We start from the raw sequence: 16252 nt of genomic DNA, 5'->3' as shown, positions 1-16252 counted from the left end.
TTTTATTCAACCTCTACTTTTTTCCATTGATTATTACTGAAATCAAACGTTTTGATTACTTTAGCAGGTGAACCCACCGCTATTGAATTTTCAGGAATACTTTTATTTACTACTGAATTAGCCCCTACTATACTTCCAGAACCTATCTCAACCCCAGGAAGTACTACGACATTTTCTCCAAGCCAAACATTATCACCTATAGTTACAGGATTGGTAATTAATGGCCTTTTGTTTGGAGTCGTTAATGGACTGTCTTGTTTTTCATCGGAATAATCACCGTGACTAGTATCACTTATAAAAATTTTTGATGCCATCAATACATTATTTCCAATAACAACTTTTTCATGAGCAACAATATGCACACCATCTCCAAGTTCACAATTTTCTCCAAATATTAATCGAATCTCATTGTCACCTTTTAAATCAAAACGACATCCATGCCCAGTAGTAAAGCCCTTTTTATAAAACAAATCAGACTTCCCACGGATATATATCGGACGGCGTATTAATCTTGCTTTTCTATCAAATAGTTTAGTTAAAACATATGAAAAGCCAGTTGTTATAAATTCTGAAATGGTATATTTATTACTCATCGTCCTCTCCTAATACATCTAAGACCCATTGCTCCAAACTGTATTTTTTATAAATATGTCTATCTAAAGGCTTATAAGGAGTATTAAAAAAATCAATATCTAACTTGCTAACGTTCCGATCTATGATATAAATATTTTGTTTATTATAAAAATCATAATTCTTTATACTTGAGTTCGTAGTTAATAATTTTTTTTGCATACCAATCATTTCAATAGTACGCATCGTAAGACCTGTTTGCTTTGGATGCTCAATATCAATAATTACATTACTTTCTGAAATGACTTTCGCTATTGAAACGCTATCCATTTTTTTGAATGAAAAAAAGTACTGATTTACATTAAAATATTCTGCTCTTGTTAATTTATAATAATAATAAATAAATTTACTCTGTAAATAAGCAAAATAGAAAGCCGATAAATTATTTTCCTTAGAAAATTGATTTATTTTCTTAAGAATTTTATATCTATCAGAATGTATCGTCCCCAAAAATGCCAGATCATACTTAGCTTTACTAGAAACATCATGAGAAATATAATCATCTCCATAAAAAAGAGGCCTAAAAATAAATTGCGTGTTCTCTTTGGCATCATTTAAATCAAAGGTCAACAATCTATCGAAATAGTCGAATTTACTACTTATATTTGGGATGTTCTCAATAGAATCCCATAAATACAAAACAAACTTTGCCCGATCATAAACTTTTCTCATTTCTTTAAGAATTGGAATCGGAGTCATATCTCCCTTTATTATTACTATATAATCATAATTCTTTAATCTATTCTGTTCTATTATATTTTTATAATACTTTAAAGAACGTTTATGAAATAGTGCTGGAGATACTTTTAATAATGCCCTTGCAAATGCCCCATAGACAGAACGTACATCATAATAATCAACTTCTGCACCAAGATTTCTCATTTTTTGAGCTATCTTATATTCATATCCAAAAAATGCAGGAGAAAAAAATAGAATTTTCTTTCCTGCAACTTGAGATTTCTCCACTCTATCCCTCCTTTTTCTGTCCTGTTCCTCCTTCAACGACACCGTCACTTTTTAAAACACTTAGAATAGTTCCAAAGAAACAGCGACAATCTAGAGCAAAGGACATATTTTTTACATAGTAGCCATCAAGTTCAGCTTTTCGTTTGATTGGTAGTTCATCACGACCATTAATCTGTGCCCAACCAGTTAATCCTGGTAACACATCATTAGCACCATATTTATCACGTTCCTCAATCAAATCATATTGATTCCAAAGGGCAGGCCGAGGGCCAATGATGCTCATGTCTCCAACAAAGATATTCCAAATTTGCGGCAATTCATCAAGAGATGTTTTACGCATGAATTTCCCAACCTTCGTAATCCATTGTTCAGGATTTTCTAATAAATGAGTGGGAGTGTCTTTAGGTGTGTCAATCCGCATCGTTCTAAACTTTAAAATAAAAAAGTGTTTTTTGTGTAATCCTATACGTTTTTGTTTAAAAAGTACTGGTCCCCTTGAATCTAACTTTATGGCTATAATCAGAACAAGAAATAGAGGTGATAGTACAATCATACCGCAAAAGGATAAAATAATATCAAAAATGCGTTTAATAAATTTATACATACTTTATCTCCCCCCTACTGTTGCGCAAATTTTATTAATTTAGCTTTCAATTCTGCTCCATCTAATTTAGAAATAGAATCAATGAAAGCTGTTACTTCTGAATTCGGTAAAGCTTGAACATTTCCTACAAATATTTTTTCATAGATTTGTTCGTCAACTCGCTCTTCAGTAGAGAGCAATTCCTCATATAATTTCTCTCCTGGGCGAATTCCAGCTTCTACAATTTGGATTTCCTCTTCCGTGTGACCGCTTAAGGTAATCATTTTTTTAGCTAAATCTAAAATTTTAACTGGCTCACCCATATCTAACACGAAAATTTCTCCACCATGCATTAGCGCACCCGCTTGAATAACAAGACGACTTGCTTCAGGAATAGTCATGAAATACCGTGTCATTCGGAAATCTGTGACTGTAATTGGACCACCGTTCGCAATTTGCTCCTTGAACAAAGGCACTACACTACCTCGACTGCCTAAAACATTCCCAAAGCGAACCGCTGCAAACAAGGTCTTCCCTTCCTCATTCAAACTTGTAACAATCATTTCAGCCACACGTTTTGTAGCTCCCATGACGTTTGGAGGATTCACAGCCTTATCTGTAGAAACCATTACAAATTTAGCAACTCCAGCTGCTTTGGCAGCTTCAGCCACATTTTTGGTTCCATAAATATTGTTTTTTACTGCTTCAGTTGGGTTGTATTCCATCAATGGGACATGCTTATGAGCTGCCGCATGGTAAACACGATCAGGTTGATACTCATGCATAATATGGAATATCCGTTCTCGATCTTGTATATCTGCGATAAGAGGCACAATCTCGACTTTATCTCCATATTGAGCAAGTAATTCTTTATGAATTAAATAGATAGAATTTTCTCCATGACCTAAAAGTAGTAATCTTGCAGGAGAAAAACGAGCAATCTGACGACAAAGCTCTGAACCAATTGAACCTCCTGCTCCTGTTACCAAAATTGTCTTACCATCAATATTGGATTGCAAACTCGTTTGATCAAGCCTAACTTCTTTTCTTCCCAATAAATCAGCAATATCAATTTCCCGTAATTTATGTACTCTTAACTTTCCGGTAACCACTTCTTCATATTTTGGCATAGCACTAACTTTAGCACCTGTCTTTTTACAAAGAGAAAAAAGCCGTTCATACTCATCTGGTTTAAGAGAAGGAATTGCTAGGACAATCTGACTTATCTCATAATTTGCTACAATTTCAGGGATTTGACTATCCGTACCAACAACTTTGACACCATGTAAAAACGAGCCTTGCTTACTTGTATCACTATCTACAACAGCAACAATCTTTAACTCAGGTGACTCTTTTAAAGCCGTTTTAATAAATAGGCTTCCACCATCCCCTGCTCCGACCACCAGCGTTCTACTTACTTTGCTTTCTTCAACCTCTGTATAGGTTGTTCCGTTTTTAAAACTAAACCACATTCTCCAGCAAAGACGAATGGACATAGTAAACAAAATAGAGAACATGCAACTAAGCAATAAAAAACGATAGCTTGTATGCAAGGATAGCGCAAGTTCTACTAAGAAAATAACAAAGTAAGCACCAACCAAGGTTAGACTGATCGTACTGAGAGTTTTATAGTCCGTGTAACGATTGATAATCGAAAAAAGTTTCGTTTTGATTCCAATTAAAAAATAGAGCACTACTGTCATTGTTAAGGTTTGTACAAAACTCAAATCTGACAGCAAAACATATTCAGATAAAAAGAAGTATGCCACAAAACCACTAAAATATATTAAAACAGCATCTGCTATCATCAGAATAATTCTTTTTTGTGATCGTGTTAATTCCATAATATCCCTTTATTTTTTTCTATTCTTTACTCAAATTATCCCCATAGTGTCCATAGGAACCATAGAAACCATATTTGTCTGCTTGGACATTGTATTTATTTAAGACCACGCCAAGGAATGGTGTGGATGATTGTTCCAACTGCATTTTAGATTTCTGAACCATTTTCCGTTTGACTTCATTTGTCGATACGACTAAAAGGCTAGCATCGCAAACTTTAGCAATCAAGGTTGCGTCTACCACCATACCAATAGGCGGCGTATCCACAATAATATAGTCGTAATGACGGCGCAAGACGCTCATCATAGTGGTAAATCGTTCACTCTGGAGAAGAGCCGTTGGATTAGGTGACGCTTGTCCTGAGGTGATGACGAAGAGATTTTCCTCATCCGTTTCACACAGTCCTTGAGATAGGTCTGTATTTCTCGCAAGATACTCTGTCAAGCCAGAAACCTTCTCACCGCTCTTAAAGACTCCACCTAGCATTTTTGAATTTCGGATATCTGCATCAATCAAAAGTGTCTTATGACCCGCCTTGGCAAAGGTCAGGGCAAGATTGGTTGAAGTTGTCGTCTTTCCCTCACCTGGGAAGGTAGAACTAACAGCAATCACCTTGATATCTTCACCACTAAGTTGGATATTGGTCCGAAGAGCATTGTAATACTCCTCTACCCGTGAAATAGAAAGTTTTTTCTTTTTTGCTAACTCTAGAATTGGCATTGTATCTCCTAACCTACCTTACTCATATCTGGGATGACACCAAGCAGGGTCATTCCTAGGGTTTCTTCGATATCTTCTGGCTTCTTGACACGGTCATCAAGGATTTCCACGCTCACTACTACAAGGACCATCAAGACACCACCCGCAAGCACTCCAATGATAGTATTGCGACGAATGTTTGGAGAAGACGGTGTTTTCGGTGTTTCTGCTTCTTCCAGAGTTGTAACGTCGGATACCTTGGTAACAGCGATGATTTTCTCAGCAGCAACTTCACGTAAGGTATTGGCAATACGGCTTGCTTCTGCCGGATCTGCATGCGTAACCGTGATTGACACAATCCGAGTATCTGTCGGTACGGTCACAGTTACCTTAGATGCCAAGTCAGATGGCGAACCTGACAGTTTCAATTCTGAAATGACAGATGCCAAAACGTCTTGAGACAGGATAATTTCCTTGTAGTCTTTTACCAGATAAGAACCGGCCTGCAAGTCTTGGTTTGTCAAGGTAGGATTTTCGCCCTGCTGACGATTGACAACGTAGATACGCGTCGTACTCTTATAAGCAGGCTTGGCAATAAAAACGCTATAACCTAGGGCTAAAATACCTGTCAATAAGGCAGTTAAGATAATTAAAAATTTCCGTTTCCAAATTGTCTTCAACAGAGACAACACATCGATTTCGATCATTTGATTTTCTTGATTCATGTATTTACTTTCTCCAGAGTTTGATTGATTAAATAAACTCGTTACTTAATAAGATTTCTTGGTTTGTCTTAAAGAGTTCTTCCGCACGCTCAGCACCATATTTTTTCGCGACAATCTGATAGGCCTTTTGCATATAAGGTGGTCTGTCATCAAGATTGTGCATGTCGCTAGCAACGAAATGAACTAAGTCCCGTTCTAGAAAGAACTGAACACGCTTTTTCATAAATTTATAACGATCACCAAAGAGCTTAGGCTTCAAAACATTTGAACTATTGACCTGCATATAGCAGCCCATATTGATCAATTCGCTGACCCTGTCTTCGTCATTTTCCAGACAGTGATAACGCTCAATATGTGCCACTACCGGAGTCATTCCAAGGCGAATAACATTGCCCAAGGCGGAATGAATATCCTTGTAGGGTGTATTCATACTAAACTCGATTAAGACATACTTAGTGGCACCTAGACTGGGAAATGTTCCCTCGTCTAGCTTTTGCAAAATATCACTAGTATAGTAAATCTCCGCTCCATATAGCACGGTCAAGTCGTCAGCAACTTGCTTGGCCAAGTCCTGCACTTGCTTGAAGTTTGCTGCAATCTTTTCTTCAGGCGTTTCAAACATGCCCTTTCGGCGATGAGAAGTAGAAATAATGGTGCGAACGCCCTGACGATAGCTTTCTTCGAGCAGACGTCGGCTATCCTCTAGTGTCTTAGGACCGTCATCCACATCAAAAATGATATGCGAGTGAATATCAATCATGCTTTACTTCCCTTCCATCACTTCTTGGATCGCTGCTTTGGCTGCTGCCAAGCTATTTTGATCAATTTCCATCATGTAGAGATTGGCTTCTGGCATCGCATGAGAAGGCAGACCTGTATTTCCAGTTCCGGTCAAGGCCTGAGAAGTCACGTTATAATTTCCGCCTGACTCCAACTGAGTATTGATCAGATTCATCATTGTTTCCAAACTCATATCGGTCTGAACAGAATCCTGCAGTCCTGAAAGAATGGCATTGTAATTCTTCAGTGCATCTGTCGAGGTCAGTTTCTTAATGACCGCTGCAATAACCTTTTCTTGGTTCTTACCACGATCATTATCTCCACCATTTAAAGAATACCGCTCACGGACGAAGCCTAGAGCTTGGTCAGAGTTAAGATGGACCTTACCTACAGGGAAATGGTAATTACCGTGCAGGCTGGTAAAGTCTTGGTCGTTCTCAATATCAATCCCACCCAGCAAATCAATCAACTTGAGGAAGGAAGTGAAATTTAGCCGGACATAGTAGTTTAAATCAATGCCGTAGAGATTTTCCAAGGTATGAACTGAAGCGTCCACGCCATAAATACCCGCATGAGTCAGCTTATCCGGCTGATTAAGGCCACCATCCGCAATCGGAACATAGGCATCGCGTGGTGTCGTTGTCAACAAGACTTTCTTGGTCTTACGGTTGACTGTCATGATAATGTTGACATCCGAGCGTGACACAGAAGAAATCGGTCCATAAGTGTCAATACCACTGACATAGATATTAAAGACTTCTGCATTTGGATCTTGCTTGCCAATAGCTGTATCAATCTTCTTGCTTATCTTGTAAGTATAGATTTTTTTAATCTTAGAAGCATAGTCAGGATCTTCGCCACGAATCGTATCTTCAAAGACACTATTCAAGACCATAGCCTTGACTTCACCAGAAGTTAACGATTTATAGGCAGCGAGATAAGAAGATGCTGTATCCACTGTTAGCTCATGCCCTTGTGTCTGACTGATATTTTTCATCAGCGCTTGGACATTGTCTTGGTCATTGCCTGATGGTGCTAAGACATTTGTCAACTGCTTGAGGTTCTTAACATCACTATCTGCCGGCACCACGATACTCATTTCATACTCAGAGTAGTTAGAAGTGGAATTAACGCCAGCCGACAAGTCGACTAAACCCTTTACAGCATACATAGACACTGACCCCACAAGCAGGGCTACTATTAGAATAGCACTGGTGGTCTTTCCTGCCTTACCCTTGAAAATCAGGAATCCTAATAGGACTGCCACTGCTAGGATGAGGACTGTCACTAAGATATTCACATATCGAAAAGCTAGAAAATGATAGCGGAAAATTGTGAAAATCAAGAAGGCTGCTAACAAAGTATAAACACCCAAGAGGGTGCTATTCACTATTTTTAATCGATCGTTTTTCTTTTTAGACTTTTTTGCTCTCTGATACATTCACCTTACTACTTTCTGTGCGAAATTACTCTAGTCTATTATAGCATAAAAACATGGCTTTTTAAGAAATTCTTAAGAATATTACATAATTGTAAAAAAATCCTATTCTTTTGTCAACGACTTCAACTTTGAAATCGAATTCAAGCCAAAACACAGAAAAATAAAGCGATACCAAGGCATTGGCACCGCCTTTTCTGATAAGGAAAATAGAGCTTGGCTCATGAACTCTGAGAGCCACTTTCATCATAAGTAAGCATCTTTAAAAATTGTAGACAACGTTGAACAAAATGTCCTATTTTTATACTGAAAGTTTTGCTCCAATCTAGACGATTATAACAAGCCATCTCGATCCACTTGCTCATAGGCCTGCAAACCATCATTGAGCTTGTCCCAGATGACTACCTGGCCAGACTGAAGGGACTTCTGCACATCAATGATGCGCTGATTGGAAGAACCACGAAATTGTAGCATGAGATTTTTCTTCGTGATATCAAAACGGCCGTCCACCAAGATGTCAATCAGACTCAGCAGCTCCAGCTTGTCCTCCGTTTCCAACATCATCTCTTCCCAAGTGTAGCCCGTCCAAGACCAGATATCCTTGTCCGGCAGCTCTCTCCGAATCCGCTTGACCAAGGGCAGGAGGATGCCTGTATTGAGAAAAGGCTCACCGCCTAGGAGGGTCAGCCCCTGCACATAGGGCTCCGCCAAGTCTTTCATAATCTGCTCCTCCAACTCTTGGGTATAAGGAATGCCAGCGTTGAAGGACCAAGTTGCTGCATTATAGCAGCCCTCACAGTGAAACATACAGCCACTGACATAGAGGGAATTGCGGACGCCTTCGCCATCCACAAAGTTAAAGGCCTTATAGTCAATGATGCGTCCCTTGCTCAGCTCCTCACTTTTCCATTCTTGAGGTTTGGGATTGTTCATCGTCATCCTCCAAATCTATCCAGTAGCGCTGACTTCTGTCGATTGTATTTTCGTAAACACCGCCAGCAGAGAGAATGGTGCGTCGGCTGGCTTCGTTGTCTTCATCGCAGGTAATCAGCACTCGTTCCAGTCCTTGCTTTCGAGCCTCTGCAAGTCCTAGCTCTAGCTGCAACTTAGCCAAACCCTTTCTGCGTTGACTAGGCCGGATAGAATAGCCAATATGCCCACCCTCCACAAATAATTTGTCATTCAAGGACAAGCGCAGGGCTAAAAAGCCCAGAGGCAAGCCTGTCTCATCAAAGGATAAAAATTTGATGGCAGGAACCCAGCCTACTGGTAGGTTGGCAGCATCCTCCTGCTGCTCTACAATTCGCAACCAATCCTCATAATCCTTTGCTTGCTTCCAAGCAGAGCCCATGCCACCGTGCATATAGGATTTTGCAGCATCGAACTCAGCAATCATCTCTAAAATTGCGTCTTTATCTTCCAAAGTTGGTCGTCTTAGATCCATGTTCCCTCCTTAATTGATATCAATCCAGTAGCGCTGACTTCTGTCGATTGTATTTTCGTAAACACCGCCAGCAGAGAGAATGGTGCGTCGGCTGGCTTCGTTGTCTTCATCGCAGGTAATCAGCACTCGTTCCAATCCTTGCTTGCGAGCCTCTGCTAGCCCGAGCTCTAGCTGCAACTTAGCCAATCCCTTTCTGCGTTGACTAGGCCGGATAGAATAGCCAATATGCCCGCCCTCCACAAATAATTTGTCATTCAAAGACAAGCGCAGAGCTAAAAAACCCAGAGGCAAGCCAGTCTCATCAAAGGATAAAAATTGGATGGCGGGAACCCAACCTGCTGGCAGATTCTCAGTATCCTCCTGCTGCTCTACAATTCGCAACCAATCCTCATAATCCTTTGCTCGCTTCCAAGTTGAGCCCATGCCACCGTGCATATAGGATTTTGCTGCATCGAACTCCGCAATCATCTCTAAAATCGCATCTTTATCTTCCAAAGTTGGTCGTCGTAACTTCATAAACTATCCTCAATCTAAATCAATCCAATAACGCTCTTTACCAGCTCGAATATCCTCTAAAGCTCCGCCATTAGCCAAAATCACTGCTCGACTGGCAGCATTGTCACTATCGCAAGTCACTAAAGCACGTTTGATATTTTTACTTTTGGCTACTTGCAAGCCTTGTCGCAACTGCTCTTTTGCCAATCCTTTCCCACGCGCAGAGGGACGGATACTATAACCGATATGCCCGCCTTCTTGGAGCAAATGGTCATTGAGCCGTAAGCGCAGATTGAGAAAGCCCACAGCCTGACCATCCGCAGCAAAAGAGACCAGTTGGATGTAAGGCACAAAACCTTGCGGCAAGCCTAGACCTGCCTCAGCTAGCTGAATGGTCTCCAGCCAGTCCTCATAAACAAAATCCGCTCCTCCAAAGAAGCCGTCCTGTCGGCTACCAGCTGCTTCAAAGTCAGCCAGCATCTCTAAAATCTTTTCCTTGTCTTCTAGTTTCGGTCGTCTCAGCTCCATAGTACCTCCTGATACGAAGAGAGTGAGATCGCCTTGCGCCCCACTCTGACTTCTTTCTATTATTTCTTGTTCTTTTCTAAAAATTGCTGACGCAGTTTGGCCAATCGCTCTTTTTTGCCATTGCCTCCCCGCGAATGCTTTTCATGGAAACGCTGCACCTGAGCCTTTCCTTTGTCGTCCAATTGATACTTTCCCATCTTAATTTCCTTCGTACTTAATAGTTGAGCCATTCATGTGCTTGACCCGAGCTGATATTTCCTTGTGTCGGCCATTGACCATCGGACGGGCTTGCGGATTCCCTAAGTAACCGCAGGTCCGCTTGACTACGTCAACCGTCTTGGGATCGCTGTTGCCACAGTTTGGACAGGTGAAGCCCCGCTCGGTCGGCGTGAAATCTCCCTCAAAGTTACACTTGTAACAGCGGTCAATCGGCGTATTTGTACCTAAGTAACCAACTCGGTCATAGGCATAGTCCCAGACAGCTTCCAGTGCCTTTGGATTTTGCTGAAGAACAGGATATTCACAGTAGTGGATAAATCCGCCTGAGGCTCCCACTTCAGGATAAATCTTCTCAAAGTCCAGCTTTTCAAAAGGCGTTGGATTCTTCCGAACATCGTAGTGGAAGGAGTTAGTATAGTATTCCTTGTCAGTAATATCCGGAACGACCCCAAACTTCTCTGTATCCAAACGGCAGAACCGGTCGGTCAGGCTTTCAGATGGTGTCGAGTAAACAGAGAAGTGATAGTCGTACTGCTCTGACCATTCTTCCACCCGGCGCTTCATATCTTTGACGATAGCAATCGTAAAGTCCTTGGCTTCTGGATTGGTCTCCCAATTACCGCCATAAAAGACTGCTGCCACTTCATACAGACCGATATAACCTAGGGAAACCGTCGCACGACGGTGAGTAAAGAGCTGGTCAACCTGATCATACTTGCCCAATCGTTTGCCAAAAGCCCCATACTGATAGAGAATCGGTGCATTGGCTGGACTGGCTTCCTTGGTCCGCTCCACACGGTAGACCAAAGCATCTTCAGCGATATTCATCCGCTCGTTAAAGATTTCCCAGAATTTGTCCAAATCCCCCTCGGATTCAAGCGCAATCCGCGGCAGATTGACAGTAACGACACCTAGATTCATACGGCCAGAGTTGACTTCCTGCCCATTTTCATCCTTCCAGCCCTGCAGGAAAGAACGGCAGCCCATCGGCACCTTGAACGATCCAGTCAAGTCGATAATCTTGTCATAGGAAAGCACATCTGGATACATGCGCTTAGTGGCACACTCCAGAGCCAGTTCTTTGATGTCGTAGTTAGGCGTTCCTGGCTCAAGATTAAGCCCACGCTTAAGGGTGAAAATCAGCTTAGGGAAAATCGCTGTGCGGTGCTCGCTTCCCAATCCCTTAATACGGATATTGAGAATGGCCTTCTGAATTTCCCGCTCAAAACGATTGGTGCCCAGACCAAAGCCCAGCGAAGTAAACGGAGTCTGACCATTTGAGGTAAAGAGAGTATTAATCTCATACTCCAGCGACTGCATGGCATCGTAGATGTCCTTCTTGGTCTTCGCCCAGGCATACTCTTCCTGCTTATCCGGCAAAACCCATTGCTCTGCATCCTTGAGGTGCTTTTGATAATTAAGCTCAGCATAGGGCGCCAAGACTTGGTCAATTCGGTCGGCCGAACAGCCACCATACTGGCTGGAAGCTACATTGGCAATAATCTGCGAGATTTGCGCTGTCGCGGTCTGGATAGACTTGGGGCTTTCTACTTCTGCATTTCCAATCTTGAAGCCATTTTTCAGCATGCCGTCAAAATCAATCAGACAGCAGTTAGTCATCGGTGTATAAGGGCTGTAGTCCAAATCATGGTAGTGGATGTCCCCCTTCTGGTGGGCATTGGCCACATGAGGCGGCAACATCTTAAGCCCAATGGACTTACCAACAATCCCTGCGGTCAAATCCCGTTGGGTATTGAAAACATCGCTGTCCTTATTAGCATTCTCATTAACCACCGTACGATCTTTGTTGAGGAGTTTGTCAATGGTAAAGTTGATATCCGTCGCTTTTGAGCGCTCAAAATCCCGTTGGGTGCGGTAAGTGATGTAATTCTCCGCAATGGCATATTCCTTGGCATTCAAAAGTTCATGCTCAACGATGTTCTGAATCTCATAGATTTTGACATACTTAGCGAAGCGGCTGCTGATTTCTGCCACAACACGGTCTGTAATGGTTTCGAGCTTAGCTTCCAACATCGGATTCAGCGGACCGACTTCCTGAACTGCCCGCACCATAGCCTTATAGATCTTAGTCACATCAAAAGCTACTCTCCGGCCGTCTCGCTTCTCAACGTAGATGGTAGGCGCTGTATCAAATTTTGCTTCTCTTAAAATCATCACAAACACTTCCTCTTCTCAATTAATCATCTACCAAACATTATATCACTCCAAAACAAAAAATCAATATGTTGTGGCAAAAATGTCATTTTTTTATTTTACACACAACATATTGATTTGATTACTTGCTTTGATAAAGCTTGAAGTGATTGAGTTCTAGGTCCACTTCTTCATAATCTTGAGAAATTTTCTTTTTTATATCTGAAAAGAGTTGCACATCTTTATTGACTAAAATAAACTTCGGACTCGCCTCGTTTAAAGCGTTGCGCAAGAAAATACGATTCTCTTCCGTTCCTGTATAGAGCGACGGGCTCAGTAGAGAAATAGTTGATAAACGTTGCGCTCGTTGATAGAGGCTTGCTGTATTGTCCCAAGCATAAATGCTATCCTTGCTAGTGCTGTTTTCACGAATATGTTGGGCAGCCAGATTTCTCTCTGCTGAAACTCCGTTGGATAGAATATACTCATTTACAAACGGATAAGCTCCGAGATAAAGCATCACAAGCAAAGGTAGAAAGAGTTGCTTACCCAAATAACGATTCCAGCTAGAAGTCTGGGTAGGCTTACGGTGGCGTCTTTCATGTCCATCCCTGTCTCCACCTGTATCTAGCCACAAGGCTAGTAATAGTAGGGCAAAAGGCAGAGTTGTCAACAATTGATAAGCACCCTTCTCTGGTAGACCTAAAACTCCAACAAAGCTGATAGGGAGGCCTAGTAGCCCAATAAAGCGCATGCCACGCGCAGCGGTTGGCTCTTCTTTGAAAGCAAAAGCCGTCATCAGCGCTGTCAGAAAACCTAAACCTAGGAAGAGCAAACCATAATAGAGCAAATGATCTAATAAATAGCTGCTATTGAGACGAAAAGCCTCTAGAACATAAGTCACTTGGCTAATCGCCACACCAAAGGAACCATTCAAAACCGTATAGTAGCCCAGTGGATAAAAGACTAAAGAAAAACCTAATAGACCTGCCAGCAACTGATAAAAACCACGCGCTTTTCGCTTGTCAGCGATATTGTACAAGAGCAAGAACAGCGTCGTCAATGAGTAAAAGAGCAGACTAAAAGCTGGCTCGATTAGAAAAGCCAAGGCTCCAACCATCCCAAAACGAATAAAAGACTCATCGCGGACACGCCCTTGTAAGTACTTCACAAGATGGTACAAACTCCGAAAGATAAATGGAAAAGCAAAAATAATAGAATAAGTTCCGCCAAATCCCAGTGTTAGTACAAATAAATAAAACAGGATTGTAATCTGGCGAGCTAGACCACTTCTAACCGTTATTTGTGAAATTGTCTGGAAGAGATATATTCCTGCCAAGGTCAAAGCCACTACTTGGAAAAGTAAAAATAATAGCTGACCCAAAAATAAATTCCCCAACCAGCTCACCAAGTAGTAGAGAAGACCGCTAGTTCCATAAATATTTGCATAGGCAACTTCTCCTTGAGTCAAGGCCCAGCCAGCATATAGATTTTGAGATTGCAAATTGGTGGCTAAGTTGGTTAGTAGAGGATTGATGACACTGGTCAAACTGACCAAAACGCTCCAAAAAAATAGTTGTAAAGAAGGAACTGGCTCGATTATTTTCTCTAACCGTCGTCTCTCACTCGTATTTTGCCAGGTTTCTGCGGACATAGATACTAAAATTTCCACGTTTTCCTGTTGATTTCTATCGTTCATAAAAGTTCTCCTTGATTTCCATACTCTATAGTATATCAAAAAGCACTCTTTCTGTCAGCCTTATCTTGGCCCCCCTTTCTCCTCCTGTCTCTTCTTTGCCAAGCGCTCCAAATCGCGGAATCTTAGGTAAACTAGCCGCTTTTCTGGACAAGGAAGCCGATAAATTATTTTTGCTATTTCCATCTATAATTCTCCTCTAATTCTCTGTCCCCTATTTACTATTCGTAAAATAAAGGCAGTAATCACAAGAAAGCAGGATTTGTAGCTAATGTCTCAGCAAAAGACAGAAAAAAGGGGCTGGGACAAAAGTCCTAGCCTCTCAATTGTCTTTGGATTATCGAGCAAGACGCAGTGGTTGAGTGGGCTCTACTACGCTGATTTCATCAGCTTTTACAGCCCTACTCAACTGTGCGGAGGTGGGACGACGAAATCGAATTCTAACGAATTACCGATTTCTGTCCCACTCTCTTTAAAGTAGCGGAGCAAATAATTGCATGATTTCTTTCAGTAAACGCTGGTACCAGCTATTTTGGAGGGTTTTAAGGGAGATTTCTTCGGAAACATCAAACAAGTCTTCAAAATCCTGCTTAATATCTGCAATCGTTTCTGTCTGATACATAAGAACGGCATTTTCATAATGGTGCACCAGACTACGGTAGTCAAAATTAATAGTTCCGACCACGGCTAACTCATCATCCGAAATAACGTTCTTACTGTGGATAAAACCAGGAGTGTACTCGTAAATCTTAACACCAGCCTCCAGCAAGTCTGGATAAGCACCACGAGTGACTATCTGAATCAGCTTCTTATCAGGAATAAATGGCGTCACAATGCGAACATCCACCCCTCTCATGGCTGCATTTTTGATATCCTCTGTCAAATCATAGTCAATAATCAAATAAGGGGTCGTGATATAGACATAATCGATGGCTTGATTGATGATATTCTGATAGACAGCCTTGCCCACCTGTTCCTTGTAAATTGGCTTAGGCCCGCTCCCGTAAGGGATATAAAGTCCCTTACCTTCCACTCGCTGGCTATCAAAATGATAACGGTCAAAATCCGTAATTTCCCCGCGATTGATGTACCAATTCATTAGGAAAAGACGTGTCAAAGCCTTCACTGCTCGACCTTCCAAACGGACACCGCCATCTTTCCAATGCCCGAAGCGCACGATATGGTTGATATACTCGTCTGCCAGATTGATTCCGCCTGTATAGCCGACTTGCCCATCCACCACCAAAATCTTGCGGTGATCACGATTATTATAGGCTACCGTCATCCGCGGAATCACTTTATTAAACTTATGGGCATCAATTCCCATTTTGCGCAGCCTTTTCGTATAATCTCCTGGTAGAGTCGCCATACAGCCAATGTCATCGTAGAGCAACTTGACCTCAACCCCTTGCTGGACTTTATCTACCAAAATCTCAAGGATACGATTCCACATCACACCTGGATCAATGATATAAAATTCCAGAAAAATGAATTTCTTGGCTGAGCGCAAATCATCCAGCATGGCCTCAAACATCTCTTCACCAAGGGGAAAATACTGAGAAGCCGTGCCATCGTAGACATCTGCATTATGATCCATACTCAGCAAAGACTTGACAATGCCAAAGGCTGATTTATTTTCCTGCTTGAGCTCGACTCGCAGGTCATAGCTGTTGTCCTCTCGAAACTTCATTGAGTCCATTTTTTCCAGCTGCTGAATTTCTTTTTTGGAAAGGCGCCGCTCACCAATCATCAGATAAAGCAAGAAGCCAAAAACGGGCACAACTGCAAACAAGAGCCAAGTTACCTTACTTTCGGGAGGCATATTCCGATTGACAATCGCCAAGATAGTCCCAATATATAAAGAAACAATGACAAGGGCTGACAACCAATTAGGCACCAATTGATTAAAATAGAAAAAGGCCGCAAAAACAAGAAATAATTCCAGTAACATGATAATGATGCTGAAACCATACTTGGACATCAGCAAACGAAACTTGCCCAGATTCATCCTAATCCTCCCTCGTCTCATATTTCATCTAGTATAACAATAATT

At 41.5% G+C, this 16252-nt stretch carries 16 protein-coding genes; all 16 read right to left on the bottom strand.

The features are described from left to right. Positions 1 to 2: 2 nt before the first annotated feature. The 16 genes from HBA50_RS00805 to cls all read right to left on the bottom strand — a co-directional run bounded on the left by HBA50_RS00805 (position 3) and on the right by cls (position 16207). Complete coding sequence (locus HBA50_RS00805; protein WP_045500256.1) at positions 3 to 593, bottom strand: DapH/DapD/GlmU-related protein; 591 nt, start codon at positions 591 to 593, stop codon at positions 3 to 5. Continuing rightward, positions 586 to 1596, bottom strand: a complete 1011-nt coding sequence (locus HBA50_RS00800; RefSeq protein ID WP_045500253.1) for a WaaS/CpsH family glycosyltransferase — start codon at positions 1594 to 1596, stop codon at positions 586 to 588. The genes HBA50_RS00805 and HBA50_RS00800 overlap by 8 nt, the downstream gene beginning before the upstream one ends. Before the next feature lies 1 nt (position 1597). Then, on the bottom strand, positions 1598 to 2200 hold the full coding sequence (locus tag HBA50_RS00795; RefSeq protein ID WP_045500250.1) for a sugar transferase: 603 nt from the start codon (positions 2198 to 2200) through the stop codon (positions 1598 to 1600). Between the two features lie 14 nt (positions 2201 to 2214). Next, entirely contained in the window at positions 2215 to 4023 is a 1809-nt protein-coding gene (locus HBA50_RS00790) for a polysaccharide biosynthesis protein (protein WP_045500248.1), read from the bottom strand. A gap of 19 nt (positions 4024 to 4042) precedes the next feature. Further along, positions 4043 to 4741: a tyrosine-protein kinase gene (locus HBA50_RS00785; RefSeq protein ID WP_045500246.1), complete on the bottom strand. Its 699-nt coding sequence runs from the start codon at positions 4739 to 4741 to the stop codon at positions 4043 to 4045. A gap of 8 nt (positions 4742 to 4749) precedes the next feature. Next, complete coding sequence (locus tag HBA50_RS00780; RefSeq protein WP_005591513.1) at positions 4750 to 5445, bottom strand: CspC family polysaccharide chain length determinant protein; 696 nt, start codon at positions 5443 to 5445, stop codon at positions 4750 to 4752. A gap of 28 nt (positions 5446 to 5473) precedes the next feature. Next, a complete protein-coding gene (cps4B, locus tag HBA50_RS00775) occupies positions 5474 to 6205 on the bottom strand; it encodes a capsular polysaccharide biosynthesis protein Cps4B (RefSeq protein ID WP_045500243.1) in 732 nt (243 codons plus the stop codon). A 3-nt stretch (positions 6206 to 6208) separates the two neighbouring features. Further along, entirely contained in the window at positions 6209 to 7666 is a 1458-nt protein-coding gene (gene cpsA / locus HBA50_RS00770) for an LCP family glycopolymer transferase CpsA (RefSeq protein ID WP_045500241.1), read from the bottom strand. 330 nt (positions 7667 to 7996) lie between these two features. Further along, positions 7997 to 8596 carry an anaerobic ribonucleoside-triphosphate reductase activating protein gene (gene nrdG / locus HBA50_RS00765; protein ID WP_015605938.1) on the bottom strand — a complete coding sequence of 200 codons (600 nt, stop codon included), beginning with the start codon at positions 8594 to 8596 and terminating at the stop codon, positions 7997 to 7999. Next, positions 8562 to 9107 carry a GNAT family N-acetyltransferase gene (locus HBA50_RS00760; protein ID WP_045500233.1) on the bottom strand — a complete coding sequence of 182 codons (546 nt, stop codon included), beginning with the start codon at positions 9105 to 9107 and terminating at the stop codon, positions 8562 to 8564. The genes nrdG and HBA50_RS00760 overlap by 35 nt, the downstream gene beginning before the upstream one ends. Before the next feature lie 9 nt (positions 9108 to 9116). Beyond that, positions 9117 to 9623: a GNAT family N-acetyltransferase gene (locus HBA50_RS00755; protein WP_045500232.1), complete on the bottom strand. Its 507-nt coding sequence runs from the start codon at positions 9621 to 9623 to the stop codon at positions 9117 to 9119. Positions 9624 to 9632: 9 nt separating this feature from the next. Beyond that, entirely contained in the window at positions 9633 to 10130 is a 498-nt protein-coding gene (locus HBA50_RS00750; protein WP_045500230.1) for a GNAT family N-acetyltransferase, read from the bottom strand. 59 nt (positions 10131 to 10189) lie between these two features. Further along, positions 10190 to 10327, bottom strand: a complete 138-nt coding sequence (locus HBA50_RS00745; protein WP_005592063.1) for a hypothetical protein — start codon at positions 10325 to 10327, stop codon at positions 10190 to 10192. A gap of 1 nt (position 10328) precedes the next feature. After that, complete coding sequence (gene nrdD, locus HBA50_RS00740; RefSeq protein ID WP_045500228.1) at positions 10329 to 12524, bottom strand: anaerobic ribonucleoside-triphosphate reductase; 2196 nt, start codon at positions 12522 to 12524, stop codon at positions 10329 to 10331. Positions 12525 to 12645: 121 nt separating this feature from the next. Then, the gene (locus HBA50_RS00735; protein WP_045500226.1) at positions 12646 to 14202 is read right to left on the bottom strand and encodes a hypothetical protein; all 1557 of its coding nucleotides are present in this window, start codon (positions 14200 to 14202) and stop codon (positions 12646 to 12648) included. Positions 14203 to 14671: 469 nt separating this feature from the next. Continuing rightward, positions 14672 to 16207: a cardiolipin synthase gene (gene cls / locus HBA50_RS00730; protein WP_045500223.1), complete on the bottom strand. Its 1536-nt coding sequence runs from the start codon at positions 16205 to 16207 to the stop codon at positions 14672 to 14674. Positions 16208 to 16252: the final 45 nt, after the last annotated feature.

Origin of the sequence: Streptococcus cristatus ATCC 51100, from assembly GCF_011612585.1 — a bacterium.
Taxonomy (GTDB): domain Bacteria; phylum Bacillota; class Bacilli; order Lactobacillales; family Streptococcaceae; genus Streptococcus; species Streptococcus cristatus_H.
The sequence above is the reverse complement of the archived record's forward strand: the minus strand, read 5'-3'. Positions and strand labels throughout refer to the sequence as shown.

Bases quoted from the DNA above. Each gene is read 5' to 3' on its own strand.
- nrdG (WP_015605938.1), bottom strand. From the start codon at position 8,596: ATGAACAATCCCAAACCTCAAGAATGGAAAAGTGAGGAGCTGAGCAAG.
- cps4B (WP_045500243.1), bottom strand. From the start codon at position 6,205: ATGATTGATATTCACTCGCATATCATTTTTGATGTGGATGACGGTCCT.
- HBA50_RS00785 (WP_045500246.1), bottom strand. From the start codon at position 4,741: ATGCCAATTCTAGAGTTAGCAAAAAAGAAAAAACTTTCTATTTCACGG.
- HBA50_RS00745 (WP_005592063.1), bottom strand. From the start codon at position 10,327: ATGGGAAAGTATCAATTGGACGACAAAGGAAAGGCTCAGGTGCAGCGT.
- HBA50_RS00750 (WP_045500230.1), bottom strand. From the start codon at position 10,130: ATGGAGCTGAGACGACCGAAACTAGAAGACAAGGAAAAGATTTTAGAG.
- HBA50_RS00795 (WP_045500250.1), bottom strand. From the start codon at position 2,200: ATGTATAAATTTATTAAACGCATTTTTGATATTATTTTATCCTTTTGC.
- nrdD (WP_045500228.1), bottom strand. From the start codon at position 12,524: ATGATTTTAAGAGAAGCAAAATTTGATACAGCGCCTACCATCTACGTT.
- HBA50_RS00735 (WP_045500226.1), bottom strand. From the start codon at position 14,202: ATGAACGATAGAAATCAACAGGAAAACGTGGAAATTTTAGTATCTATG.
- HBA50_RS00780 (WP_005591513.1), bottom strand. From the start codon at position 5,445: ATGAATCAAGAAAATCAAATGATCGAAATCGATGTGTTGTCTCTGTTG.
- HBA50_RS00755 (WP_045500232.1), bottom strand. From the start codon at position 9,623: ATGAAGTTACGACGACCAACTTTGGAAGATAAAGATGCGATTTTAGAG.
- cls (WP_045500223.1), bottom strand. From the start codon at position 16,207: ATGAATCTGGGCAAGTTTCGTTTGCTGATGTCCAAGTATGGTTTCAGC.
- HBA50_RS00790 (WP_045500248.1), bottom strand. From the start codon at position 4,023: ATGGAATTAACACGATCACAAAAAAGAATTATTCTGATGATAGCAGAT.
- HBA50_RS00805 (WP_045500256.1), bottom strand. From the start codon at position 593: ATGAGTAATAAATATACCATTTCAGAATTTATAACAACTGGCTTTTCA.
- HBA50_RS00760 (WP_045500233.1), bottom strand. From the start codon at position 9,107: ATGGATCTAAGACGACCAACTTTGGAAGATAAAGACGCAATTTTAGAG.
- cpsA (WP_045500241.1), bottom strand. From the start codon at position 7,666: ATGTATCAGAGAGCAAAAAAGTCTAAAAAGAAAAACGATCGATTAAAA.